Annotated in this window: 25 protein-coding genes and 1 pseudogene; 17 read left to right on the top strand and 9 right to left on the bottom strand. The window is 61.5% G+C overall.

Annotation, left to right across the window (positions count from 1 at the left end):
- The first annotated feature begins 62 nt into the window (after positions 1-62).
- Complete coding sequence (locus B0G76_RS16830) at positions 63-896, top strand: ABC transporter substrate-binding protein (protein ID WP_120293611.1); 834 nt, start codon at positions 63-65, stop codon at positions 894-896.
- 137 nt (positions 897-1,033) lie between these two features.
- Here B0G76_RS16830 and B0G76_RS16825 read toward each other — a convergent pair whose 3' ends face one another.
- Entirely contained in the window at positions 1,034-1,864 is an 831-nt protein-coding gene (locus tag B0G76_RS16825) for an ABC transporter substrate-binding protein (protein WP_183082072.1), read from the bottom strand.
- Positions 1,865-2,508: 644 nt separating this feature from the next.
- Here B0G76_RS16825 and B0G76_RS16815 point away from each other — a divergent pair.
- Genes B0G76_RS16815 through B0G76_RS43825 form a run of 3 tightly spaced genes read left to right on the top strand, consistent with a single transcriptional unit; the run spans position 2,509 to position 3,383 of the window.
- Positions 2,509-2,787 (top strand): hypothetical protein, encoded by a 279-nt coding sequence (locus B0G76_RS16815; RefSeq protein ID WP_120293610.1) that lies wholly within the window; start codon positions 2,509-2,511, stop codon positions 2,785-2,787.
- Between the two features lie 27 nt (positions 2,788-2,814).
- Entirely contained in the window at positions 2,815-3,165 is a 351-nt protein-coding gene (locus B0G76_RS16810) for a hypothetical protein (RefSeq protein ID WP_120296449.1), read from the top strand.
- Positions 3,165-3,383 (top strand): hypothetical protein, encoded by a 219-nt coding sequence (locus B0G76_RS43825; protein WP_120293609.1) that lies wholly within the window; start codon positions 3,165-3,167, stop codon positions 3,381-3,383. Before B0G76_RS16810 ends, B0G76_RS43825 begins: the two co-directional genes overlap by 1 nt.
- Before the next feature lie 512 nt (positions 3,384-3,895).
- Here the strand turns inward: B0G76_RS43825 and B0G76_RS43820 are convergent.
- Positions 3,896-4,111, bottom strand: coding sequence for a GDCCVxC domain-containing (seleno)protein (locus B0G76_RS43820; protein ID WP_120293608.1), 216 nt, complete (start codon positions 4,109-4,111; stop codon positions 3,896-3,898).
- A gap of 193 nt (positions 4,112-4,304) precedes the next feature.
- A complete protein-coding gene (locus B0G76_RS16795; RefSeq protein ID WP_259460603.1) occupies positions 4,305-4,706 on the bottom strand; it encodes a response regulator in 402 nt (133 codons plus the stop codon).
- Between the two features lie 167 nt (positions 4,707-4,873).
- Here B0G76_RS16795 and B0G76_RS16790 point away from each other — a divergent pair, with 167 nt between their 5' ends.
- Positions 4,874-6,631, top strand: a complete 1,758-nt coding sequence (locus B0G76_RS16790; RefSeq protein ID WP_120293606.1) for an ATP-binding protein — start codon at positions 4,874-4,876, stop codon at positions 6,629-6,631.
- A 58-nt stretch (positions 6,632-6,689) separates the two neighbouring features.
- Positions 6,690-6,998 (top strand): annotated as a pseudogene (locus tag B0G76_RS16785) (acylphosphatase).
- A 75-nt stretch (positions 6,999-7,073) separates the two neighbouring features.
- On the opposite strand, the gene B0G76_RS16780 reads toward B0G76_RS16785, so the two are convergent.
- Positions 7,074-7,568, bottom strand: a complete 495-nt coding sequence (locus B0G76_RS16780) for a Uma2 family endonuclease (protein WP_120293605.1) — start codon at positions 7,566-7,568, stop codon at positions 7,074-7,076.
- Between the two features lie 493 nt (positions 7,569-8,061).
- Here B0G76_RS16780 and B0G76_RS16770 point away from each other — a divergent pair, with 493 nt between their 5' ends.
- A complete protein-coding gene (locus tag B0G76_RS16770; RefSeq protein WP_120296447.1) occupies positions 8,062-8,265 on the top strand; it encodes a cold-shock protein in 204 nt (67 codons plus the stop codon).
- 303 nt (positions 8,266-8,568) lie between these two features.
- Here B0G76_RS16770 and B0G76_RS16765 read toward each other — a convergent pair whose 3' ends face one another.
- The 3 genes from B0G76_RS16765 to B0G76_RS16755 form a co-directional block, all read right to left on the bottom strand.
- Positions 8,569-8,748 carry a DUF2934 domain-containing protein gene (locus B0G76_RS16765; RefSeq protein WP_120293604.1) on the bottom strand — a complete coding sequence of 60 codons (180 nt, stop codon included), beginning with the start codon at positions 8,746-8,748 and terminating at the stop codon, positions 8,569-8,571.
- A 243-nt stretch (positions 8,749-8,991) separates the two neighbouring features.
- Positions 8,992-9,165 (bottom strand): hypothetical protein, encoded by a 174-nt coding sequence (locus B0G76_RS43815; protein ID WP_259460602.1) that lies wholly within the window; start codon positions 9,163-9,165, stop codon positions 8,992-8,994.
- 1,765 nt (positions 9,166-10,930) lie between these two features.
- Complete coding sequence (locus B0G76_RS16755; protein ID WP_120293603.1) at positions 10,931-11,800, bottom strand: LysR family transcriptional regulator; 870 nt, start codon at positions 11,798-11,800, stop codon at positions 10,931-10,933.
- Positions 11,801-12,162: 362 nt separating this feature from the next.
- On the opposite strand from B0G76_RS16755, the gene B0G76_RS16750 reads away from it, so the two are divergent.
- Positions 12,163-14,628 (top strand): GNAT family N-acetyltransferase, encoded by a 2,466-nt coding sequence (locus tag B0G76_RS16750; protein ID WP_120293602.1) that lies wholly within the window; start codon positions 12,163-12,165, stop codon positions 14,626-14,628.
- 43 nt (positions 14,629-14,671) lie between these two features.
- On the opposite strand, the gene B0G76_RS16745 is transcribed toward B0G76_RS16750, so the two are convergent.
- Positions 14,672-15,217, bottom strand: a complete 546-nt coding sequence (locus B0G76_RS16745) for a hypothetical protein (protein ID WP_120293601.1) — start codon at positions 15,215-15,217, stop codon at positions 14,672-14,674.
- 77 nt (positions 15,218-15,294) lie between these two features.
- Entirely contained in the window at positions 15,295-16,083 is a 789-nt protein-coding gene (locus B0G76_RS16740) for an IclR family transcriptional regulator (protein ID WP_120293600.1), read from the bottom strand.
- A gap of 369 nt (positions 16,084-16,452) precedes the next feature.
- On the opposite strand from B0G76_RS16740, the gene B0G76_RS16735 reads away from it, so the two are divergent.
- The 9 genes from B0G76_RS16735 (at position 16,453) to B0G76_RS16695 (ending at position 25,531) form a co-directional block, all read left to right on the top strand.
- Positions 16,453-17,502, top strand: coding sequence for a sugar ABC transporter substrate-binding protein (locus B0G76_RS16735; RefSeq protein ID WP_120293599.1), 1,050 nt, complete (start codon positions 16,453-16,455; stop codon positions 17,500-17,502).
- A complete protein-coding gene (locus tag B0G76_RS16730) occupies positions 17,499-19,019 on the top strand; it encodes a sugar ABC transporter ATP-binding protein (RefSeq protein ID WP_120293598.1) in 1,521 nt (506 codons plus the stop codon). The genes B0G76_RS16735 and B0G76_RS16730 overlap by 4 nt, the downstream gene beginning before the upstream one ends.
- A complete protein-coding gene (locus B0G76_RS16725; protein WP_120293597.1) occupies positions 19,009-20,064 on the top strand; it encodes an ABC transporter permease in 1,056 nt (351 codons plus the stop codon). The genes B0G76_RS16730 and B0G76_RS16725 overlap by 11 nt, the downstream gene beginning before the upstream one ends.
- Before the next feature lie 25 nt (positions 20,065-20,089).
- On the top strand, positions 20,090-20,416 hold the full coding sequence (locus tag B0G76_RS16720) for a UxaA family hydrolase (protein WP_120293596.1): 327 nt from the start codon (positions 20,090-20,092) through the stop codon (positions 20,414-20,416).
- A 42-nt stretch (positions 20,417-20,458) separates the two neighbouring features.
- On the top strand, positions 20,459-21,772 hold the full coding sequence (locus tag B0G76_RS16715; protein ID WP_120293595.1) for a UxaA family hydrolase: 1,314 nt from the start codon (positions 20,459-20,461) through the stop codon (positions 21,770-21,772).
- A gap of 150 nt (positions 21,773-21,922) precedes the next feature.
- The gene (locus B0G76_RS16710) at positions 21,923-22,963 is read left to right on the top strand and encodes an aldo/keto reductase (protein WP_120293594.1); all 1,041 of its coding nucleotides are present in this window, start codon (positions 21,923-21,925) and stop codon (positions 22,961-22,963) included.
- Between the two features lie 7 nt (positions 22,964-22,970).
- Entirely contained in the window at positions 22,971-23,801 is an 831-nt protein-coding gene (locus tag B0G76_RS16705; RefSeq protein WP_120293593.1) for an amidohydrolase, read from the top strand.
- Positions 23,802-23,867: 66 nt separating this feature from the next.
- On the top strand, positions 23,868-24,611 hold the full coding sequence (locus tag B0G76_RS16700) for an SDR family oxidoreductase (RefSeq protein ID WP_120293592.1): 744 nt from the start codon (positions 23,868-23,870) through the stop codon (positions 24,609-24,611).
- Between the two features lie 71 nt (positions 24,612-24,682).
- Positions 24,683-25,531: an ureidoglycolate lyase gene (locus tag B0G76_RS16695; RefSeq protein ID WP_120293591.1), complete on the top strand. Its 849-nt coding sequence runs from the start codon at positions 24,683-24,685 to the stop codon at positions 25,529-25,531.
- The last annotated feature ends 79 nt before the right edge of the window (positions 25,532-25,610 follow it).

Below are 25,610 nucleotides of genomic sequence, written 5' to 3'. Positions count from 1 at the left end.
TGTTCTGTGCAACATCATTGTTGGCAGAATTTTCGAAGACGACGAGTCTCCCGGAGGCTGTAATGCTACGCACTTCCCCCTCGATTATCGGCGTCGCGTTCGCGGCGCTCCTGGCAGCGATTTCCTTGCATAGCCCTTTTGCGAGGGCTGACGATACTGCCGTCTGGCAGAGCGTGAAGAAGGCCGGCGTGCTGCGTTGCGGCGCGGCTACAGCCCCTCCATATGTCATGCGCGACCCGGCGACCGGGAAGTACAACGGCTTCTTCAGCGAGTTGTGCCGGGAGTTTGGCGAGAACGTTTTGAAGGTCAAAGTCGAGTTCGTCAACACGACGTGGGACAACATCGTCGCTGGCCTGCAGTCCGAGAAATGGGACCTGTCGCTTGCACTCAACGACACGCCTGCACGCCGCGAAGCCATCAGCTTCTCGAAGCCGGCTATTGATTACACCGTTTCGTTCGCCTACAACAAGAAGAATCCGAAGTTTGCGAACGGGGTCAAGACGCTGGCGGACATGGACCGAAAAGATGTGACCGTTGCGGTCATGTCTGGAACGGCGGCGGACAAGGCGATTAGCGCAGCACTCAAGCAGGCTAACATCGTCCGGTTGCCGGGCGACGATGAAGTGCGACTCGCCTTGCTATCCCGGCGTGTGGACATGGTGGCGGACCCGAGCATCACGAACATGCTACTGACGCAAGCCCATCCGGACTGGGCTGCCAGCTTCAATCCGAATCCGCCGCTCGCGCACCAGGATGTCGCCTTCGGAATCCGAAAAGACACCCCAGCGGCTGACGTTGCTGTGCTCAATACTTTCATTGAACAGCAGGTCAAGACGGGCCAGGTCGACAAACTCGTGAAGGGGGCAATCCAGCAGATGCTGGAAGCAGCAAAGTGAGGCTGCAATGCCGGCTGGTCCGTCCATGTGAACGGACCAGCCTTGGCATCACGGCGACGGAATGATTCTGGACTGGAAAGGGTCGGTGACTGGCTCGCAACTGCTTCGCGGCGAGCCTACCGACCGCGGTCGACTTCCTACTTGGCCGTTGCAGCAAGCATTTGTTGCACGGACGACTTGACCAACTTGTCGACGGAGCCGCTTTTGACCTGGTCGTTGATAAACGAATTTAGCACCTGCATGTCACTGGCCGTCGTGTCTTTACGCACGCCGAAAGCGACCTCCTGCTGCGCGATTGGGGGAGTCGGCTGGATTGCGCCGGCCCAGTCCGGGTGTGACTCCGTCAGAAGCATGTTGGTGATGTTGGCATCAGCCAGAAGGTCAGCACGTTTGGACATTAACGCCATGCGCGTGTCGTCGTTACCTGGCAGCCGCATTATCTGAGCTTGCTTCAGCAAAGCCGAAATTGCTTTGTCCTGTGCAGACCCGGACATCACGGCAACCGTCACGCCCGGCTTGTCGAAATCGGACACGCCCTTGGCACCCTTGGGAATCTTGGGATTGTTCTTGTTGTACGCGAACGAAACATTGTACGGCGTCACCGGCGACGAAAACGAGACTGCTTTTTCACGCTCTGGCGTGTCGTTCAACGCCATGGACAAATCCCATTTATCTGACTGCAGGCCCGCGACGATGTTGTCCCAGGTGGTATCGACGAATTCAACCTTCACTTTCAAGACCTTCTGCCCGAAGTCGCGGCACAGGTCAGAAAAGAAACCGCTGTACTCGCCGGTTTTTGGGTCGCGCATGACATACGGAGGCGCGACTGCCGCACCGCAGCGGAGAACGCCCGCTTTTTTCACACTCTGCCAGGAGTCGTCGGCGTGTACCGGGGCGCTGGCGACCGCAAAACCAACAATTGCGAACGACGCGATTGCGCGAAGCGAAAATCGGGACAGCTTGAGCATTTTGAATCTCCGTTTAGGGGTAAGACTGCGAGCGCATGCACGCATACCACACAGCTTTGTGCGCCCATATGTGTACATCGTTGCACGCAGTCTATGAATTCAAAATTCCCTGTGTCAACAGGCGATTGCCCCAGGTCGCACAGCAAACTGATTTCACAACGCTTCCGAAGTCCGGAAAACCGCAGGGCATGTATCTTTTGTCATATGAAATATCATGCCGCGCACTCTCTTTGACGGTCGCATAGGCTTTCGCTTTGACCGCTGGCGGTCGGCGCCGGGCACAACCTTTATGTGGGGTGTTGTGGTCGGCGTTGCGGGTGCCCTGCGACCGCCGGCATCAGAGAAAGCATTGAGCTGCTGTAGAAGTCTTTCGGCGCAACCTCCACTAACCTCGTGGAGATGGCGCGTGGAATGCCTTGGCAGATGCGCATGGCTTTACCAACGCTCGGGGGACTTGTTGCCGGGATTTGCCTTGCCCTTGCCGGCCGGCGTCCAGCGGAAGGTGCCGAGGCGGTGACCTGTGGTAGCGGCGTTGTGCCAATCTGGCAAAGCATTTGGCGCTGTATCTCGTCCCTTTTCACCATCGCCAGCGGCGGCTCCATAGGTCGTGAAGGCTCGATGGCTATGGAGTTTTTCCGGCCGATATGCACGTGCACAAGCCCGGCAACCATCCGATGCCGGAAATTGCAGTGTTCGTCGCAGAAATGAAAGCGGCGTTTGGCGAGCGGGAAATCGATGAAGCCATCCGTCTCGGCAAGGCGGAGGAACCGACGTTCCACGCGTGCGAAAATGGTCACCCGGTGGGCACCACGACGCCAGCGGCAACAAATGTCTGGCGCGCTGACCGCGCCTTGCGCAACCGCCACCACTGCAATGGCTGCGACGGCTCGTGCATTGGTACGACACAATCCTGCGTGGCTTAAGCCGGCATGCAGACACACGGAGAGCATATGCTTCGATTTCTGGGTATCGCTGCACTTCTGCTGACTGCCACTTCGACTGTGTCGGCCGGTGAGCGGTACCTCGAAATCTGGAATCCGCCAGAAGCGCGCGGAGCGATGTATCACGTGAAGACCGCACATAAACAACGGAAGCGTCATCATGCTGCGCCCCACACCGTGAAGGTCCGTTCCCTCCAAACTTCCGCGTCCGTTGCGAAGCTCGCGTCGAAGCAGCGCTCCACGCCAGAGACCTTACGAGCCAAGGCACCGGACATAATGGACATTCCGCGGCAGATAACTCCCGAGGGCAACATCATCCGCGTCGATTCCCGCCGCGCATCAGTTGAGGTGACGCGCTAGTGGAATCGGAGCGCTATAAGGGATGCGGCGTGTGGGGCCACGCTATCATTCAGCAGGAGGATATCCTGCTGCCCGAGCGGTACACGGCTGGTGGGACTATTACCCAAAACAACAGTCTCGTTGAGACTTCGGGAATCCTTGGTCATTTCGATACCGAGGATGAAGCGCGGCATGTTGGACTTGCGTGGACGCCGGCCTGGATTGATTGCCACGGGTAGTCGAATTCAACTTTTGTCGATGCCCGAACGAACGTTTCGCTGCTCGCCTCATTCAGTGTCGCTTTTATCGCTGGGCACCTCTTTCCTGCTCTGAGTCTTGCTCACGAGAGACCCCGCTCCTGTGGAGGTCACCCGTTAAAAGAGTCCCATGCAACTTATGGCTTTATATGTCAGAAGAAGTCTTCGATTGAAGAAGATGTAAAGACATATCTAGCGAATGGCTTTAGCCCGTGCGTCATCTAAATTTTTGAAACGCGCACGCGCACGCGCACGCGCAAGAGAATCTCACATGCCAGCTATCGCGGCGATAGATTCGTGCGGCCGTCGGCCCATAAACGCTCGGGACAAACCAAACCAGCGATACCCGCTGCTCGGCCGAAAGTTGTTGAACAACGCTTTGGCCAGATATCCCCAGGGAATCGCGTCCGCCCGCGCACGAACGGCAAGTTATCCACGACGGCGGCCGTAACCGCCGTATCAGGACAAACTTCGAGCAAACCGTCTGCGAAGCCTTAGTCCGCACAGGAAGGGCCAGACTGCTGCTTCGGCGGACACCCGTTGGTGCCATATGAGCAGTACACGCAGCAGTCACCGGATTTCGGTCTAAGCACTGTCTTGCAATGCTCGCATTCGTAAAACCACACACAGGCGTCGGTGGGCATCAACTCATCTTTCCTATGTCCGCACGCGGGGCACGTAATGGTGGAATTCAACACAACCTCGCTCATCACTACCCTTGAACCAAGACGGACACCTGCATAACCTGAAGTCGGAAATCAAGTATGAAGTCTGGTCGCACAAACGCAACCAGCAGCAACGCACACGGCCCATGGCGTTCCAGAAAGAACGTCTGAAAGAAGATTCGCGGCATCAGGACCGAATCCACCTACCGTTCAAATGACGGGAACCCAATATCGAATGTTAGTGGCTGGACTTCCGCCCCGGTACTTCCGGGGGCGCTCCGTCGAGCAGGCTATGAATCGCATTTATCAACCGACCTATGGGGGCCGGCTTGAGCAACAGCACATCCCATAGCGGCTCCTCTGGTTCGGGCGGTAGCGCGGCCGACAGCATGACGACCGGAATGTCGGCCGTCGCGGTGTCGCCCTTCAAGCGCCGGCACAGTTCGACGCCGTCCACGCGCGGCATCATCCAGTCGGTCACAATCAGACCCGGACTCTCGATGGCGGCCACCGCGAGCGCAACCTCTCCATCCCCGGCTGTAAGCACGCGGTATCCTTCCCGCTCCACCAGTTGTCGAAGCGGACGCAGAATATTCGGGTCGTCGTCAACGAGCAGTACGGTCGCCAATTGAGGTGCCACGTTTAAAGTCACATGGGGTGATGGTGTGGTGCAGCAATAGTCATACCTGAACTTGTCGGCACTCTGGAGGGCTGTGTTACCACCGGCCTTTGTGATGGAGTTCCTACAATTCATTCTGCGTGGTAATTTCTTCCGCGCAGCCACACCAATTACAACCTGGAGGCCATATGGCCGGACTGTCTGCATCGGCAGCGGACCGCGCACGGCGCGCGGGGTGTCTCGTCACGTCAGCGCTCGACGCGCGTGCGCATCGCCCACCCGACCATGCTGCGGAAAGCAGCGCGATGCACCGTCTGGCACAGGCACTGACGTCATCGGACGGTGTCATGCTGCAGACGCTCTCCGATATGGCACTGAGTCTGTGCGATGCGGGCAGCGCGGGCATCGGGCTGCTGGAAACCGGCGCTGACGGCGCCCCCGTGTTCCGTTGGGTCGCGGTTTCGGGCGCCTGTGTTGACACTGTGGGCACCACCATCCCGGTTGCAGACAGCCCGAGCGCCGTGACGCTCGAACTGGCCGCGGGGCAACTGTTTTCGTTTCCCCGGCGCTACTTCGCCTGCCTGGAACACGTTTCTCCGGAGATTATCGAAGAACTGGTCGTACCCATTCCGGGCGAACCTGAGCCGTGGGGCACCCTGTGGGTCATGTCCCACGACAGGGCACACCTTTTCGATGCGGAGGACCGCAGAATCCTGACCAGCCTTGCAAACTTCACCTGCGCGGCGCTCACCATGACCCGGGCGAAGGCTGACGCGGAAGCCAGGGCGGCAGAAGCCGAGGCCGCAAGGAATGCACTGGCCCTGGAAGAGTCACGCAAGGATGACTTCATTGCGACCTTGAGTCATGAACTACGCAATCCCCTCGCGCCCATCGACGGCGCCCTGACGGTCGCACGAAAACTCGCTACAGACAATTCCGCTGTGCTGGCTGCGTTGGGCATCGCCGACAGGCAGATGCGGATACTGAAACGGCTTGTCGGAGACCTGCTCGACGCGTCCCGGATAAGGCATGGCAAACTGTCCGTGCGCCCATCGTACGGGTTGCTCCAGGATATCGTGGCCGACGCGGTGACGGCGATGACGGCCGACGTCAGAAACGGCGAGCACCGACTGCATATCACTGTTCCGCCTTATCCGGTGACCGTTCACGCCGACGCTGCCCGACTCACCCAGGTCATATCGAACCTGCTGACGAACGCGGTGAAATACACGCCTCCCGGCGGCGACATCACTTTATCGGTCGAGGCACCGGACCTGAGCATCGCGTCGATACGCGGCTCATCGCCCCGAACTGCGGTCATCACGGTGAGAGACAACGGTGCGGGCATTTCATCTTCACTGCTGCCGCACGTCTTTGACATGTTTACCCAGTCGGCGTCGGCCCGCGGGCATGCAGAAGGCGGGCTCGGAATCGGACTGGCGGTCGTGAAGCATCTCGTTGCCGCACACAACGGCACGGTTATCGTTACGAGCGAGGGCGAAGGTAAAGGAACGGAAGTCGCTGTGCAGCTTCCCATCGTTTGCGAAAGCGCCGGCGAGCCCGTCGTGACCGCGACACGCCCGATGGCGCCGAGTCGTATCCTCCTTGTCGACGACAACGCGGACACCATGGAGGCGCTGGCTACGTTGCTGGAGCTCGAGGGGCATGAGGTGAAGCGGGCACAGAGCGGACCCGACGCGCTCTCGATAGTGGAATCATTTACTCCGGACATTACCCTGATTGACATCACGATGCCCGGCATGGATGGCGTTGAGCTTGCACAACTGCTTCGCCTTCGGGCCCAGTGCTCCCAGACGAAGCTGGTTGCATTAACGGGCTATACCGATGCTGCCAGCAGACTCGAGACTGACGAACGGGTATTTGACAGCCATCTCACCAAACCGCTGTCGCTTGAAGACCTGGCGGATGTCATGCGGCGCTCATAGAACTGGGCCACTTCACTGAACGGCGAAGCTGCGTGAACACTTTGCGAGAACTACACGCATGGAAACCAACAACGATGACGGGACGCTTGAGACTCGGCTCGTTCGAGTACTCGGGCAGGTGCAGGGTATCGGCTATAGGGAAGCCTGCGTACGCCGGGCGCAAGCGCTCGGCGTCACCGGCTGGGTGCGCAACCGATTGGACGGTTCGGTAGAAACGATGCTGCAGGGCTCACCCGAGCAGCTTGCCGACATGTGCGCCTAGTTGAGCGAGGGGATGTCTGCAGCGCTGGTCGACAAGCTCGAGGTGACCGAGGTGCAGCCGCCATTTGCCCGCTTTGACTACTTTGAGCGAGTGCCCACTCTGTAGAGGCGGGCAATTCGCTACAGCGGACAAGGTGGGGGCTTCCCCGCGCAGGCCTGCCGGGCAGCGCCATCGATGTTGTCAGCAGGATGGACTTCGGACCCTTTCGGCTGCGGGGACACCGCGCCCTTCGAAACCCATACAACCAGGCGGTAGCGCTATGCCTAACATCGAAGCGTGCCGCTGGCCCAACGGGCCCCAAAATTCAACCTCTCCGCGCCGGCCTACGACAATGACTTCGCTGGCCCCGCCTTCCAGATACGCGCGAACCCTCCGGTCAATGTCCAGCGGCCTGTCCCTATCGAGAAGCACCTCAACACAGAGGTCAGGCACGAACGGCACGGGGTCATCGCGGTCGAAACCCTCCCATTTTTCGCTCGGCATCCAGACGACGTCGGGAACCCTGATGCCAAAGGACAGGGTCGTCACCGCCACAGACATTGCGGCTAGATGACCAATCTGCTCGGTCAGCTGGCAAAAGACGTCTGTAAGCACTATCTGGCGCCTCGCCGAGGGGCGTGAATTCAATACCCTCTTGCCAAGCTCGTCCAACTCGTACCATTCCCGCGATGCCATGCAAAAATTCGGTGCGCTGATGCAACTGGTTCTGCCCGACGACCGCCCGGGCGTCTTCGTGAAACGCGATGCAGTTCAGAGAGTTATGGATTTCGGAACAGTAAAGCGACTGGTTTTCAAGGACGGCTCATGTCTGGATGTTCGATATGAAGGGCCGTACAGTGACCTTTTCGACGCGTGAACAGCGTGGGCATGCCTGCAGTTGCCTCGAGCCAGTCCGTCGCCCGTGACGCCCTGGTGGCAGACTTTGCAGCTTTGGGGGAGCGAGTTCTGAGTTTTGCTGCTGACGCGCATCTCGACGCGGCCGCGACCGGGAACGAGCGAAATGTCGAGCGGTCAGAATCCGCGTTTTACCCGCATTGCCCCACTTACTACAGCAGACTGCAACTTCACTGTCGGAATCTCGGATAACGTAACTGCGATTGAGCTAGGGCTTGCAAGACTCACGCGCACCGAATTAAGTGTGCTCTTCAAATTTTATTGGAAACGGATGATGGCAACTGGAACAGTGAAGTGGTTTAACGACGCCAAGGGCTTCGGATTTATCACGCCGGACGACGGCGGGGACGACCTGTTTGCCCACTTCTCGGAAATCAGCGCAGAGGGGTTCAAGTCGCTGCAGGAGAATCAGAAGGTCAGCTTCGACGTGAAGATGGGCCCGAAGGGCAAGCAAGCCGCGAATATCAAACCGGTCTAGGAAGAAATCTGCGTCTTGGAGGCGCACGATTCCCGGTCCGTCGGACATCGGATTTTCCGGGCGGAGTCGGCGCAAGAGCGCCGCCCGGCACCAAGCGCCGAGATTCCGCGTCACGCGAAGCTTGGGTATAGGCGGCGCCTGACTGGACTGTCTTCGCGGTCGCACGCAGACTGCAACGAAGGAATACCGCGCGAGCACCGCGCCACCGTGCAGTTCGCCAGCAAGAGGAATTTAATGGCCTGAGTTATGGCACGGCCAGGCATTCGACGGCGTGGCTACTCCTGAGCGCCTAGCCGATTTTCGTCACCCTGGCAGCCGGCCCTTCGGGTCGCCTCCATCCCCGTCGGCTCCAGATTCTTCCTCATCTATCTGAATCCGCGCTTGTTCCCAATACTCGTCGGCGCGGCCCTCCGGGCTGCCGTCTTTTTCCCAGAGTTCGTAGGCCCGTACACGAATCTTCTCTTCCCGCGAAACGTTGTCCATTGCATGGCTCCTGGCAGGTTCGCCACGACCAGCTACTCATCAATTTGCAAGCGACCTTTTCGATGGCAGATGGCGCAAGCGCTAACGAAAGAACCGACAAACTCAAAGTCGGCGAACATATGAAAGCTACCGGCACTTGACGTTCTGTACCCTATCCTGCGTTCCCGACAACTTGCCGCATAACACTCCCTAACCGGGAGCCTGACCGTGCAGATTGCCGGGTACACGTCCAACGGGACCGCTTTAGTAAGTCTTCTTCATTCCGCCGCTGTCGGAGGCAGGCGCATCCATTCCCCCCTTCTTCTGCATCTTCGGCTTCATCTGCTTTTGCGACATCTCACCCGATTTTCCCATCGTGTTTACCCCGGACGCGCCAGATGGCGACTCTGTAGTGCCGTTTGCATTCGGGGTTCCCATTCCAGCTCCACCCTGGCCCGCACCGGCGCCCCCGCCGCCACCTGTTCCCGCGCCTTGCGCGTAGGCGGCGGCAGACTAGCTCAGAATCAACGCCGAAAACAAGATTTCTTTCGCAGCAACTCGCATGATGGTCTCCCTCGTGTGCAGAGCGACTGGCTGCAATCTCGGCCGATGCAGCCCCTCCACCACGAGCCACGCAATTCGCGTGCCGCTGTTCGCGGTGGCATAGGGTCCTCGATTTCACCGTTGGCCGTTATCCACCCTGGTGCGCGTACAGGCGTTGCTGCCCTTAAGTCGCCTTCCGAATGCCAATAAGCGAAACGCTCCTTGAATTCCTATCTAAAGCTCGTCGCCGATTTTAGTAACCGAGCCCTCCGACCTTTGTGCCCGCGCAACGCAGGGGCAAGCCAGTCCTTCTGGGCCCGTGCCTTGAGGATTAGGTTCGGTAGCGCCAGGCGAAGCCTGGGATTGGAGGAAGTGTGTATTGCGGAAACCAGTCATTGGAATCCAGAGGGTTCGACTCCCTCCCGGTAAAGGCTAGCCACCAGCCGGAAGCGAGCCTTGCATGCGAGTGCGGTGACGCACTACTTGAAGCGTAGGCAGCAGGTACCGAAGCCATGTGATTGAGCCTCGAGATAATCAACTGTTGGTGTCTTCACTTTCCGAACACTGGGGACAGCACTGTGCGAGCCGTAATGGTGAGGCTCGCCAGACCGACCGGGGTCCGAGAGCAGGGCAAAGGTGCGAGGATGGATTCCCCAGGAACCTGGGAGGTCCTGTGTTCGACCGATCTTGTAGGGCCCTGAGGCACGGGGCGATATAAACCGGGCCACACCTTGCGGGGCTCTCCGCCGCAAGGAGCAAAACGAGGAGAGGAAGGATTGGAGCGAGCAAGCGAATCCATAAGCGACCTCGTATTCGGCACAGGAAGTCTTAGCGCCTTCATAGTACTGATGACGCCGGGGAACGCCGCTCGGGCGGACCCGGTCGAGGAAAGCTCGCAGGCGTTATCTCTCCTCACGGAGACAGCTAGGCCAGAGGCCAGCCACGTTGTCCCGGTGGCTTCACACGTCGTCGTTACCAACAACGCATGCACCGGTAGGCTACGGTCGACGGAACGACCGGTTTCCTGACCAGCCTTTCGGCTGGTTAAAACAATTGCATACGCGACTTCATGTCGCACTGGTCCAAGCCTGTCAGCACGTTTGGCTTGCTACTGGTGACGACGTTTATCGGAAGTTCACATATGTTGGTCGTACCCACTCATCCCTTGCTCCTCTCCGCCTTCGTGCTGGCAGATTCCGTCTTGCTTCGCAGCTCGACGTACCGTGAATCCGGCGGTTGCTTTGTCCCCGAAGCTTCACACCAAGCTGTTGCCAGCTTCGCATGTCCGGGTAGGGAACGGCTGATGGAACAGCCGGTTTCATCGGGTTTGAATTGCTTCCGTGAAACAGAGAAAACACGGGACTTGCAGGTCGCACCAGGCTTCCAAACCTGGCTGCTGGGTGTTTCCCAGCGGCTCGAAGATTATAAATCAGGGTGGGGTAGCACTTGTCACTTGTTCAGGCTAAGTGATCAACTTTGGCCGTTTGGATAAGGCCTCGTCAAAATCAAGCGCCATGTTTTGTTTAACGACCCTCATACGGGCTATTAAGTGACTTAACAGCCCGTATGAGGGCCGTTATACAGAATGGCTGCAAGATTTGATCGGTAAAGGACGGGCGCAACGAACCCGTCAGCAAAGAAGCGCCTGGCTCTGCTCACCTCACTCCATCTTCAACACTTCTTCCCGCATCCAACTGGCAAACGCCTGCACATGCTCAAGCTCCGCGTGGCGTTGCGCCACGTCGAGCCAATAGCCGAAAGGCCCGGTCACTTCGACATCGGAGAACCGCGCCAGACTCCCGTCCGCGAGTTCGTCGACGATCATGTTCCGATCGACAACCGCCAGCCCCGCGCCCTTGCGCGCGGCGTGGATCGCCTGTTCGAGCGTGGAGAATTCGGTGCCGTTTTCCGCGTAACGCGCGGGCATGCCCGCCTTTGCCAGCCAACTCGGCCAGAGGTCCAGCCTGGCCTCGTTATGCAGCACGTGCAGTGCAGGCATATGCTCGAGCAGCATCTCGAGCGGTTCGCCGAGTAGCCGCGGTGTACCGACCAGAATGTGGCGTTCGATCATCAGCAATTCGGAATGGGCGTCGGCCAACGCGTGGCGGCCGAAGCGGATGTTGCAATGACAATCGTCCGTGGCTGAGGTGCGAACGGAAAGTTCGACGTCGGGTAACTCGATACCGAGCGAACCGAGCCGTGGCGAGAACCACTGGGTCGCGAAGGTGGGCGGCACCGAAAGCACCAGGCGGCGCCGTCCTTTGGCCGCGGTGATCTGAAGGAAGCCTCGCTCGATCGTGTCGAAGGCTTCAGAGAGGCAGGGCAGGAATTGCTGGCCCGCCGGTGTCAGGCGAATGCCTTTGTGATCGCGCTCGAACAGTTTCGCGCCGAGCGATTCCTCGAGCAGCTTGATCTGCCGGCTCACCGCGCCCTGCGTCACGCACAGCGCGGTTGCCGCGCGATTGAAGCTCATATGGCGGGCGGTCTCTTCGAAGAAGCGCAACGCGATCAGCGATGGCAAGCGCCGCATAAATCACCCTCTGTCTCTTTGTTCATCCGTATAGGCTGGCTGATGTCGGGCCAGCGCCGACGCGGAATATCTGTTCGTGCCGCGCGTTGTTTCCGGCGCGCGTTTGCGGCCATCATCTGCCGGCACAGTCTCATTCTAAAAGGCAAACGTGCCGTTCGGCATCCGGGGGATTGTCGCATTCCGGCCCGATATTCTGCCTGAATGCGCTAAAAGAATTCTGGCGTGCGTTGGCGCAGATCAAATCGAATTTCGCATGCGTTAAGCCTCGGATTCTGAAGCGCCGCGAAAACCCCCGAATTCGCCTATTCTGACGAAGACGCGGGCCTCGCTGCCGGCGCGCCCTCTCACTCTGCGGAGAACCCGTGACCGTTCGCAATCTCGACGCCTTGTTCCGTCCTAAATCCGTCGCCGTGATCGGTGCTTCCGAGCGCCCGGGCAGCACCGGCGCGATGGTGTGGTCGCGCGTGCTGGAAGGCGGCTTCGACGGCCCCGTCTGGCCGGTCAATCCGAAGTACGACGCGCTCGGCGGCCACGCGGTGATCGGCGATGCAGGCGATTTGCCGCAAGCGCCGACCGTCGCGCTGATCTGCACGCCGCCGGACACGTGGCCGGGCATCATCCACAAGCTCGGTGGACTGGGCACTCGGGCGGTGATCATCGTGGGCGAGGTGCGTTGCGACGAAGACCGGCTGGCGCTGCGGCACGCGCTGTCGGCGGCGCGGCCGCATCTGTTGCGGATCGTCGGGCCGGGGAGCCTGGGCGTGGTGTCGCCGGCGTTGCACGCGCATCTGGGCGCGCCGTCGTGCACGGTGAAGGCGGGAGGCGTCGCGTGGATCTCGCAGTCGAATGCGCTGACCAATGCGGTGCTCGGCTGGGCGCACGCGCGCGGGCTCGGCTTTTCGCATGCGGTGGCGTTGGGCGGTGAGGCCGACGTGGATGCCGGCGACGTGCTCGACTATCTGGCGAGCGATCCCGGCACGCGGGCGATCCTGCTTGAACTGGATACGGTGCGCGCGGCGCGCAAATTCATGTCGGCGGCCCGGGCGGCGGCGCGCAACAAGCCCGTGCTGGCGTTGCGCTCGGGCCGCGCCGATCCCGCCGACGCGTTGTACACCGCAGCGTTCCGTCGCGCGGGCATGGTGCGAGTCGATTCGCTCGACGATCTGCTCGACGAAATCGAGACGCTCGGCGTGGGACGTGTGGCGGCTGGCGCGACGGCGACGCTGATCACCAGCGACAGCGGTCTTGCGACGCTCGCCTGCGACGCCTTCGCCGCCGCGGGTGACACGCTGGCGCCGTGGCCCGACGCAGCCAGCGAAGCGCTCAAGCAAACATTGCCGCACGCGGTGCCCGGCAATCCGCTGCAACTCGGCGATGACGCCCGTCCCGAGCATTTTGGGACCGCGCTTCAACTGCTCGCCGAGCATCGCAGCAGCGGCACGGCCTTCGTGGTCCACGCGTCGACGCATGGCGCGCCGGTCGGCGACGTCGCGCAAGCGTTGATCGCCAATCAGCGCTTTGCGTATCGCGGTTTGCTGGCGTGTTTCTTCGGCGGCGTGGATGCGGCGACACGGGACGCACTGCACGCCCAAGGCATTCCGGTGCACACGACGCCTCAGCGGCTCGCCCGCGCGTTCGCCCGGTTGGTCGACTACCGGATGGGCCGAGAACTCTTGATGCAGACGCCGGAGGATTTGCCCGCGCAGGTTCCCGAAGCGATCGACGCCGCTCAGGCGCAGGCACGCGCCGCGCTCGCGGCAGGTGAGCACCAACTAACCGGGAAAGCGGCGGCAACGTTTCTCGGGCGCTTCGGGCTAAGCGTCGAGCCGCACGCGGGCGGACAGCCGGAACCAACGGCCGAAAAGCGCGCGGAGCGGGAGCCGGACCCTTGCGCGGACCCGGCCGCTGTGCAGGCCAGGAAGCCCATCGTCGAGATCGCCGTCGAGCTTCACGACGACGACAACTTCGGCCCCGTTTTCCGCTTCACGGCGCCGTCGGCGGATGGCGTCTCCGACCCGCTGCGGGTCTACGGCCTGCCCCCGCTGAATCCCATGCTCGCGCGCGACATCGTTGCGCGTTCGCGCTACGCGCGGCTAGTTGCACCGGAGCCCGCCTTGGCCGCTTTGACAGCGCTGTCGCAAGCGGTCTGCGACGTCAAGGAGATCGTCGGCCTCGCGTTGACGCTACGGGTGTTCAGCGACCATGTCGTGGTAGTTGAGCCGACGCTGACGATCGCCGCGACCCGCAGCCGTCTTGCGATCGTGCCCTATCCGCGCCGCTTCGAAGAGACGCTCGACTGGCAAGGCGTGCGGGTGACGGTGCGGCCAATCCGTCCGGAAGACGAAGCCGCGCATCACGATTTCGTCGAAGCGATGACGCCGGAAGATTTACGCCTGCGGTTTTTCGGCGCGGTCGGCAGCTTCGACCACTCGCAGCTCGCGCGCATGACCCAGATCGACTACGACCGCGAAATGGCGCTGATCGCAACCGTGACGAGCGAAGAAGGTTTCACGCGGACGTTGGGCGTGGTGCGGGCGGTCGCCGACCCCGACAACGAGACGGCCGAATTCGCCGCCGCTGTGCGCTCCGACCAGAAGGGCCGCCGCCTCGGACAACTCCTGATGGACCGCATCATCAAATACGCGCGGGCGCGCGGCATCCATTGGCTGGTCGGCGAGGCGTTACGTGAAAATAGTCCGATGATCGCGCTGGCAAAGTCGTGCGGTTTCACGATTACGCCGACGGAGGATCCTGGCGTGGTGGGCTTCAGAATGGCGCTGGATGAACCGGCGGAGCCAGACGCGGCAGTGCTCGGATCGAGCAGCTAGCCGCGGACTGTGGCGTTAAGACTTGAGCACTGAACCCTGAACGTCAGGCCGGCAGCTTGGCCAACGCTTCGTCGACCTGCGCGCGGGTCACCGACAACTCTTCCAGCAACGCTTCGGCATAGATCGCGCCGGTCTCGCGTTCCAGACGCGCAATCGTCGCGGCACAACGGTTCGCGTCCTTCAGGGTGGCGATGAACGACTTCACCGATTCGCCTGCCTTGAAGGCGTCGAACAGCGGAACGCGGATGTCGTCCGGCAGCGGACGCGCCGTCCATTGGTACGGCTTGCCGTTGTAAGTGAACGAAGGCGGCAGCACGCGTTCTTTCTTCGCGGCCGGAATCAGGCCGAAAGTGCGCGCGGCGTCGCCGATCTGGTCGGCCGAAAACAGCTCGTCCGGGCTGATGTCGAATTGCTGAATGAAGGTCTCGATGCTTTGCATCGCCGCGGCGCGGTCGTCGCGGCGCTTTTGCGCATGAGCGACGATGTCGCGCAGTTCGTCGGCTTCTTCAGGCGTGATCGTGAAGCTCGACTGCTTCTGCTGGAGTTCGGAAAAACGCTGGAATTCGGAATCGGTCAGAAGTTTCGCCATTGCTTGATCGGTGAGCGCGCATGAGCGGACCCATGCGGCGTGATTTTTGAGAGGGTCGCCATTCTAAACCATGTGCGCTAGACGGCCGCTTCCCGAAACATCGACAGCGCCTGCACCGTCTCGCGCAGCAGCGCCGTCGCCGCTTCCAGCGTCGGCGCGACGTATTCGTCGATGCGCCGCAAGTACGGGCAGGTCAGCGCCGCGATTGCCTGGCCGGACGGTCCCTGGACCGGAAAGGTGACATCGGTCACGCCGAACGTCTGCTGGCTGTCCTTCTGCGAAAACCCCGCCGCGCGAATCCGCTCGCAGGTCTGTTCCAGGACATCGCGATCGATCGTGACTTCGCCCTTCACCTTGGTGTGCTCGGCCAGCATCTGTTCGCGCTGCTCGATGGTTTGGAACGCGAGCATCACGCGGCCCGACCCCGTATCGATCAGGCCGACCCGCGAACCGAGCCGCACCGACATCCCCCACGTGCCCGGTCCATCCACTTGCGCGATCACCAGCAGATTGCCGCGGTCGTATACCGCCAGATGACACGATTGCTCGGCGGCATCGGCGAAGCGCTGCATCAGCGGCAGCGCTTCGGTGATCAGCCGGTTCATCGGCGGATGACGATGCGCGAGCGCATACAGCTTCAGACTCAACGAATAACGGTCGCCCGCCGCGGAGCGCACCACGTATTGCCGCGCGACCAGCCGCTCGAGCATCCGGTACATCTCGCTCGCGTTGCGTCCCAGCAGTTTGGTGATTTCGGCGCGCGTCAGCCCCTCTTTCTGCTCGGCGAGCAGTTCGAGTATGTCGAGGCCCTTGTCCAGCGCAGGCGCGCGGTAACGGTCGACGTCGTCTTTGTCTTCTGCGTCCATCGTAAGGGTGGCTCCGTGTGTTGTTCTCATTATCTGGCGGCGAGTGTAAGTGCGTGGTGTGAATCTGGCGCGAGAGGGCGGTGGTCCAGGGAAAACACGGACGGTTAATGCAGTGCAGATTGCTTGACTTCGAAAAGTCCGTATATGAATAATACGTTCATTGGTGAATTTTCATCAATGCCGACAAGACGATAAGAAAGCGCAGGACGCAGTGCCCGTCATCCAGCATGACCGGATCACGCAGTTCAACAACGCAATACCTTGCATGGGGCCGGAGTAGGTGCTTTGCATGGGACCAGAGTAAGCGCTGAAGCGCCAACTCTGGTCGACAGCTAAAGCGCTAACTCCGGACCGACAAAGGAGACAACCATGTCGTTCGCAAAGGGGCCGCTCGCGGCTCGTCGTGGGTTCCGCAGTTCGCTATTTGTCGCAGCCGCGGCAGCTTGCGTCGCCGGCCTTGCTGCCAGCAGTGCCGCGCAGGCCGCCGAAGCCGGCAAGGTCGGCCTCGGTCTGCCGCTTCTCACGTCGCCGTTCTGGCAGTCGTACAATAACTATCTGCCCAAGTACGCGAAAGACATGGGCATCGATATCCTCTCGCCGGTCAATTCGAACGGCGATCCCGCCCAGCAGATTACCGACATGAACAACCTGCTGAACCTCGGTGCGAAGGGCATCGTGGTCGGCCCGCTGGATTCGGCCGCGATTAGCCGCGCGCTCGATGCAGCGGCGGCGAAGAACGTGCCGGTGGTTGCCGTCGACGTCGCGCCGACGCAGGGCAAGGTCGCGATGGTGGTGCGTGCGGACAATCACGCCTATGGCGAGAAGGCGTGCAAGTACATTGGCGAGCATGTGAAATCGGGCAAGGTCGTGCAGATCATGGGTGACCTGGCCTCGGTGAACGGGCGCGACCGCTCCGAAGCGTTCCGCTCGTGTTTGAAGGGTTTCCCGGGTTTGTCGCTGCTGGAAATTCCTGCGGCCTGGAAGGGCGATGTCGCGGCTACCGCGCTCGACAGTCTGCTCACCGCGAATCCTGACGTGAAGGCGATCTACATGCAGGCGGGTGGCGTCTATCTGTCGCCCACACTGCAAACCCTGCGCCGCAAGCAGATGCTGTTTCCGGTCGGCGACGCAAAGCACGTTGTGATCGTCAGTAACGACGGCATTCCTCAGGAGTTCGACGCAATCCGTCGCGGCGATATCGACGCCACCATTTCGCAGCCCGCCGATTCCTACGCGAAATACGGTCTGTTCTATATCAAGGCCGCGTTGGCCGGGCAGACCTTCAAGCCGGGCCCGACGGATCACGGCAGCAACATCATCCAGTTGGCGCCGGGCATTCTCGAAGATCAATTGCCCGCACCGCTCGTCACGAAGTCGAACGTCGACGACAAAGCCTTGTGGGGCAATACCGTTAAATGAGCGAGCCGACGCCCTCCGTGCCGGTCGTCGAAGCGTTTGAGGTCACCAAACGCTTCGGCTCCACGGCCGCGCTGAAAGACGTCAGCATTCGCGTGATGCCCGGCGAGTCGCATGCGCTCGTCGGGCGCAACGGTGCCGGCAAATCGACGCTGGTGTCGATCCTCACCGGCCTGCGCAAGCCCGATACCGGCGAGGTGCGTTTCAGCGGCACGGCCGCGCCTTCGATCGCGGATCGCGATGCGTGGCGCGAGCGCGTCGCCTGCGTGTATCAGCATTCCACGATCATCCGCGACTTGAGCGTCGCGGAGAATCTGTTCATCAACCGGCAGCCGTTGCGCGGCGGTGTGATCGATTGGGGCGCGATGCGCCGCGACGCGCGTGAGCTGCTCGACCACTGGAAGATCGACGTGCGCGAAGATGCGCGCGCCGGCGACCTGAGCGTGGAAGCTCGGCAACTCGTGGAGATCGCGCGGGCGCTGTCGTACGGCGCGCGCTTCATCATTCTCGACGAACCCACCGCGCAACTCGACGGCGACGAGATCAAGCGCCTGTTCCGCCGCATCAGCGAGTTGCAGCGCGAAGGCGTGACCTTCCTGTTCATCTCGCACCATCTGCAAGAGGTCTACGAAATTTGCCAGGCCGTGACGGTGTTGCGCGACGCGCGGCATATCGTCAGCGCGCCGGTTTCCGCATTGCCGCGCGAGCAATTGATCGAAGCGATGACCGGCGAGCGCGGCGGCCTTGCCGTCGCCGATGCGGCGGCGCGCGCCGCGTTGCCTGCGGATACGGCCATTGCGCTCGAAGTCAACGATCTGGCCGGTTCCGATTACGAAGGCGTGTCGTTCAAGGTGAAGCGTGGCGAAGTGGTCGGGTTGACCGGCGCGACGAGCAGCGGCCGTACGAGCGTGGCCGAGGCGATTGCGGGTCTGCGCGCGGCGAAACGCGGCTCGATCAGCGTCGACGGTGTAACGCTGCCGCCAGGTGACGTGCCGGCGGCGTTGGCGCACGGCATCGGCTGCGTGCCGAAGGATCGCCATCACGAAGGCCTGGTGCTGACGCAATCCGTTGCCGAAAACGCTTCGATGACGATCGCGCGCCTGCTCGGCAAGTTCGGGATCGCGCCACCCGCGAAGAAAAATGCCTTCGGCCAGAAGATGATCGATGCGCTCGGCATCGTCGCGCAAGGTCCCGAGCACATTGTTTCGGGACTATCGGGCGGCAATCAGCAGAAGGTGGTGATGGCGCGTGCGCTCGCCACCGATCCCAATGTGCTCGTCCTGATCGACCCCACAGCGGGCGTCGACGTGAAATCGAAAGAAGCGTTGCTGTCAGTCGTGGATCGCGTGCGCGAAGACGGCAAAGCCGTGCTGGTCGTATCAGGCGAACTCGACGATTTGCGCACCTGTGACCGTGTGCTAGTCATGTTCCGTGGCCGTGTCGCGGCCGAATTCCCCGCGGGTTGGCAGGACCACGACCTGATCGCATCCGTTGAAGGAGTCAGTCTCCATGAAGAATAGTGTGCCCAGTCCTGCATTCGGCACCGCGCAAGCTCAAGCGCAGCCGCAGGCCGTCGTGGCCGCGCCGCGCGGCAAACGTGCTCGCAGCGAACTCGCACGGCTGCGTGACCTGGCGTTGCTGCCCGCGCTCGCGTTGCTGCTCGTGATCGGCGCGTTTGTCAGCCCAAGCTTTCTCACGAAGGCGAATCTGATCAGCGTGCTGGGTGCGTCCGCGGCATTGGCGTTGGTCGTGCTCGCGGAATCACTGATCGTGTTGACCGGCAAATTCGATCTGTCGCTTGAGTCGACAGTGGGCATTGCGCCCGCTGTCGGTGCGATGCTGGTGATGCCGGCGGCATCCGCGGGTTTCGGCATGCAATGGCCCGCGGCCGCGGGCTTGCTCGCCATTCTCGTGGTCGGCGCGGCGATCGGCTTCGTCAACGGCTTTCTCGTTGTGCGTCTGCGGCTGAACGCCTTCATCGTCACGCTGGCCATGCTGATCGTGTTGCGCGGCATGCTGGTCGGCGCAACCAAAGGCGGCACGCTGTTCGATATGCCACCGTCGTTCTTCTCGCTCGCCACCACCATCGTGTTCGGTTTGCCGTTGTCCGTGTGGCTCGCGGCAGCTGCATTTGCGATCGCGGCGTTCGTGCTGCGCTATCACCGCCTGGGTCGCGCGTTGTATGCGATCGGCGGCAATCCGGAAGCGACGCGCGCGGCGGGGATTCGCGTCGAGCGTATTACGTGGGGTGTATTCGTGCTCGGCAGCATGCTGGCCTCGGTGGGCGGTTTGATCGTCACCGGTTATGTTGGCGCGATCAACGCGAATCAGGGCAACGGCATGATTTTCACGGTGTTCGCGGCGGCGGTGATCGGCGGCATTTCGCTCGACGGCGGCAAGGGCACGATGCTCGGCGCGCTCTCCGGCGTATTGCTGCTCGGCGTCGTGCAGAACCTGCTGACGCTCGCCCAGGTACCGTCGTTCTGGATTCAGGCGATCTACGGCGCGATCATCCTCGGCTCGCTGATGGTGGCACGGCTCGCCAGCGGCGAAGGCCAGAACTGATTCGCACACATTCTGGAGAACTCATTTGACCAGCCGTCCATTGCAAACCGACTCACGCCTGATCCTGCTCAGTCCCACGGACAACTGCCTGATCGCGGCGGCGCGTCTCGATGTGGGCACGCAAGTCGAGATCGAAGGCGAGCGCGTGACGCTGACCAAAACGATCGACCTCGGCCACAAAGTAGCGCGCGTTGCCCTCGCCAAAGACGACAAGGTGTTGCGTTATGGCGCAGTGATCGGGCACGTGACCGAAGCGGTGGCGCGCGGCGCGCATCTGCATACGCACAACCTCGAAAGCGATTACCTGCCCACTTATACGCACGACGCGGGTCACGAGTTCGTCCATCACTGATTTGAGCACTATGAAGTGGCCTTGCGCCGCGCTGGAAAGATCATGACCGACACTTCCGTAGCATCTGCTGTCTTGCAGCAGCCCGCGTTGCAAGGCTATCTGCGCAGCGATGGCCGCAAAGGCATCCGCAATGTGGTTGCGGTGGCGTATCTGGTCGAGTGCGCGCATCACGTCGCGCGCGAGATCGTCACGCAGTTTCGCGAACCGCTCGATGCGTTCGACGATCCTTCAGCCGAGCGCGAGCCGCCGGTGCATCTGATCGGCTTTCCCGGCTGCTATCCGAATGGTTACGCCGAAAAGATGCTGGAGCGTCTCACCACGCATCCCAACGTAGGCGCGGTACTGTTCGTGTCGCTCGGGTGCGAGAGCATGAACAAGCACTACCTCGTGGACGTCGTACGCGCGAGCGGCCGTCCCGTCGAAGTCCTGACGATTCAGGAAAAAGGCGGCACGCGCAGCACGATTCAATACGGCGTCGACTGGATTCGCGACGCACGCAAGCAACTTGCCGCGCAGCAAAAAGTGCCGATGGCGCTGAGCGAACTGGTGATCGGCACGATTTGCGGCGGCTCGGACGGCACCAGCGGTATTACGGCGAATCCCGCAGTGGGCCGCGCATTCGATCACCTGATCGACGCGGGCGCGACTTGCATCTTCGAAGAAACCGGCGAACTGGTGGGCTGCGAGTTCCACATGAAAACGCGCGCCGCGAGGCCGGAACTCGGCGATGAAATTATTGCGTGTGTGGCGAAGGCGGCGCGCTACTACTCGATCCTTGGACATGGCAGTTTTGCAGTCGGCAACGCGGACGGCGGCCTCACTACGCAGGAAGAGAAATCGTTGGGTGCGTATGCGAAAAGCGGTGCGTCGCCGATTGTCGGCATCATCAAACCCGGGGATGTACCGCCGACCGGCGGTCTCTATCTCCTCGACGTCGTGCCCGATGGCGAACCGCGCTTCGGCTTTCCGAACATCAGCGACAACGCGGAAATCGGCGAATTGATCGCCTGCGGCGCGCATGTGATTCTGTTCACGACCGGGCGCGGATCGGTGGTTGGCTCGGCGATATCGCCGGTTATCAAGGTGTGCGCGAATCCCGCGACGTATCGCAATCTCGCCGGCGATATGGACGTCGATGCAGGCCGCATTCTCGAAGGCCGCGGCACGCTCGACGAAGTAGGCCGCGAAGTGTTTGAGCAAACGGTGGCGGTGTCGCTCGGCGCGGCGTCGAAATCGGAAACGCTCGGACATCAGGAATTCATCCTGACGTATAAGACTTTTGAACCTGTGGGCCCGGCTTGCCTGCCGTCGAGGGCTGCACCGCCGCATCAGGTTGTTGCGATCGCGCAGTATTGAGGGGCCTATCGGCAATCAGTCCGAGCCCAAGCCGTAATCGATTCGGCGACTATCAGTGCAGCCGTCAACGCGCCAATCGCGTCGCCGTCAGCGTGGCGGGCAAACATCGGCGGCACGTGCTAAAACACTATCAAACAGGAGACTGAGTCCATGACGGCAAAGGTCGGTTCGAAGATCGAACAGCGGCGCGGCATCGGCCGCCGTGCATTGCAGGTAACCGGATTAGGGCTTGGTACGGCGCCCTTGGGCGGCCTCTATCGCGACCTGTCCGAAGAGGAAGCGCACGCCACCATCGCCGCTGCGTGGGACGCCGGCGTGCGTTACTTCGATACTGCGCCGCATTACGGCAACACGAAGGCCGAACATCGTCTGGGCGATGCGCTACGCCGTTATCCGCGCGGCGAGTATGTGTTGTCCACCAAAGTAGGCCGCCGCTTTGTGCCGCGCACTACGCCCCACGATCCAAATGACGGCTGGCAAAATCCGCTGCCGTTCGAAGGGATCTACGACTACACGCATGACGGCATTCTGCGTTCGTTCGAAGACAGCCAGCAGCGCCTCGGCATGGTCGATATCGATATTCTTCTCATACACGATATCGGCCGATTCACGCATGGCGACAACAACCCCCACTATTGGCGGCAACTGACCGAAGGCGGCGGCTTTCGTGCGCTCGACGACTTGCGCTCCGCGGGCGCGGTGAAGGCGGTTGGGCTCGGCGTCAACGAAGGCGCGGTCATACTCGAGACGATGGCTGAATTCGATATCGATTGCGCGTTGCTCGCGGGCCGTTATACGCTGCTCGAACAGACCACCCTCGACGACCTGTTGCCGGCATGCGAACAGCGTGGCGTTAGCATCCTGTTAGGCGGCGCGTTCAATTCGGGCATTCTTGCGCGCGGTGTTGAAGGCGATCTGAAATTCAATTACGGCGATGCGCCGAGCGAAGTTATCGAACGCGTCGCTCGGCTCGAAGCGGTGTGCCGGGTGCATGGCGTGTCGCTGGCTGCCGCGGCCTTGCAGTTTCCGTATGCGCATCCGGCGGTCGCGACCGTGTTGACCGGCGCGCGCAGTGCCGACGAGTTGCGCGAGAACGCCGCGTCGTTCGAGCTGCCGATCCCTGCGGATTTGTGGTCCGCGTTGCGTGACAAAGGCTTGCTCGACAGTCGCGCGCCCGCACCAGAGGACTGATTTGACGATGCCTATCGACGCGCACCAGCACTATTGGGACCCCGCTCGCGGCGACTACGAGTGGCTCACGCCGGAACTGAAGATCCTGTACCGGACGTTCGGTCCCGCCGATCTCAAACCGCTACGCGAAACGGCGGGCATCGAGCGGACGGTGGTGGTGCAGGCGGCGCCGACGATCGACGAAACACGTTACCTGCTGGACATCGCGCGCGAAGAGCCCTCGATCGCAGCCGTGGTGGGTTGGGTGCCGTTGCTCTTGCCGACTGCGCCGGAAGTAATCGACGCTTTCGCGCACGAGCCGAAGTTCAAGGGCGTGCGGCCGATGCTGCAGGATTTACCCGACGACACCTGGATCGCGAATCCGGACCTGGCGCCCGCAATCGAAGCATTGATCGCGCACGACCTCGCGTTCGACGCGTTGATTTACGCGCGGCACGTCGAGCATTTCGAAACGTTCGCGGCGCGTTTTCCTGCGTTGCGCATTGTTGTCGATCACGGCGCGAAGCCCCCGATCCGCTACGGTCGCGCGGCCTGGCAGCCGTGGGCCGATGCCATCACGCGGCTCGCAACGTTGCCGCAAGTGCACTGCAAGCTGTCGGGACTGGTGACAGAAGCTTCGCCTGGCTGGACCGAGGGAACCCTGCAACCGTATGTCGATCATCTGCTGAAGTCGTTCGGTCCCGCGCGCTTGATGTGGGGCAGCGACTGGCCGGTGCTCGATCTGAACGGCGACTATCTGCTCTGGCACTCGGTGGCGAACACCTTGCTCGCGTCCTTGAGCGACGACGAGCGTGAGGCGGTTTTTGGCGGCAATGCCGCCGCGTTTTATCGGCTTTGATGTGACACGCGCGTTGTGAAAGCACGTTGCGAAGACAAGCGAAAGCCCATTCAACTGGAGTCGTACATGACACAAAGACTGGCCGGCAAGACGGCCCTGATCACAGCGGCAGGACAAGGCATCGGTCTGGCCACTGCGGAACTGTTCGCGCGCGAAGGCGCGCGCGTGATCGCCACCGATATCCGCATCGACGGACTCGCCGGCAAGCCGGTCGACGCGCGCAAGCTCGACGTGCGCGACAACGCTGCGATCAAGGCGCTGGCGGGCGAACTCGGCGCGATCGACGTGCTGTTCAACTGCGCGGGCTTCGTACATGCCGGCTCCATTCTCGAATGCAGCGAAGAAGATTGGGACTTCGCCTTCGACCTGAACGCGAAGGCGATGTACCGCATGATCCGCGCGTTTTTGCCCGCCATGCTGGAGAAGGGCGGCGGGTCGATCATCAATATGTCGTCGGCGGCGTCGAGCGTGAAGGGCGTGCCGAACCGCTTTGCATACAGCGCGTCGAAGGCCGCGGTGATCGGGCTGACCAAGTCCGTCGCTGCGGATTTCATCACACGTGGTGTACGCTGTAACGCGATCTGCCCGGGCACGGTGGCTTCGCCGTCGCTCGAACAGCGGATCGTCGAGCAGGCCAAAGCGCAAGGCGCGACGCTCGAGGCCGTGCAGGCGGCCTTTGTCGCGCGCCAGCCGATGGGCCGCATCGGCAAGCCGGAAGAGATCGCCGCGTTGGCGCTGTATCTCGCGTCTGACGAATCGGCGTTCACCACGGGTCACGCGCATGTGATCGACGGTGGCTGGTCGAACTGACGCGTCCGGCTGCTCACTGCAAGCTAAGACACACGAACCGAATACCACTGAACGTAAAGGGAAGTGCAACGATGAAACTGCTTCGTTATGGGCCGAAAGGCCAGGAAAAGCCGGGCTTGCTCGACGCGCAAGGCAAGATTCGCGATCTGTCGAAGGTGGTCGGCGATATCGACGGCGCTGCGCTGAGCGACGAAAGCCTCGCCAAACTGCGCGCGCTCGACCCGGCTTCGCTGCCGGTCGTGGAAGGCAATCCGCGCATGGGCCCGTGCGTCGGCAAGATCGGCAAGTTCATCTGTATCGGGTTGAACTACGCGGACCACGCGGCTGAATCGAATCTGCCGGTGCCGGCGGAACCGGTGATTTTCAACAAGTGGACGAGCGCGATCTGTGGCCCGAACGACGACGTCGAAATTCCGCGCGGCTCGAAGAAGACCGACTGGGAAGTCGAACTCGGCGTGGTGATCGGCAAGCCGGCGAAAAATATCGACGAAGCGAACGCGCTCGATTACGTCGCCGGTTATTGCGTGATCAACGACGTGTCGGAACGCGAATGGCAGATCGAACGCGGCGGCACGTGGGACAAGGGCAAGGGCTTCGATACGTTCGGCCCGATCGGTCCGTGGGTCGTCACGCGTGACGAAGTGGCCGATCCGCAGAACCTGAGTCTGTGGCTCGAAGTGGACGGCCACCGTTATCAGAACGGCAGCACGAAGACGATGGTGTTCGGCGTTGCGAAGCTGGTGTCGTATGTGTCGCAGTGCATGAGCCTGCAACCAGGCGACGTGATTTCGACCGGCACGCCGCCGGGCGTCGGCATGGGCGTGAAGCCGAATCCGGTGTATCTGAAGCCGGGCCAAACGATACGTCTCGGTATTGAGGGTCTCGGCGAACAGACGCAAAGGACTTACGCGGCGGAGTGATATGCCCGCCTGGCGAGCGCGGTTGTTGATCTAAAAAACGAAGAGGCCGTTCCCGCGCGATGCGGGAACGGCCTTTTGC

Source organism: Paraburkholderia sp. BL23I1N1 (assembly GCF_003610295.1).
GTDB lineage: Bacteria > Pseudomonadota > Gammaproteobacteria > Burkholderiales > Burkholderiaceae > Paraburkholderia.
Note: the sequence above shows the minus strand (reverse complement) of the source record. Positions and strands in the feature narration are given on the sequence as shown.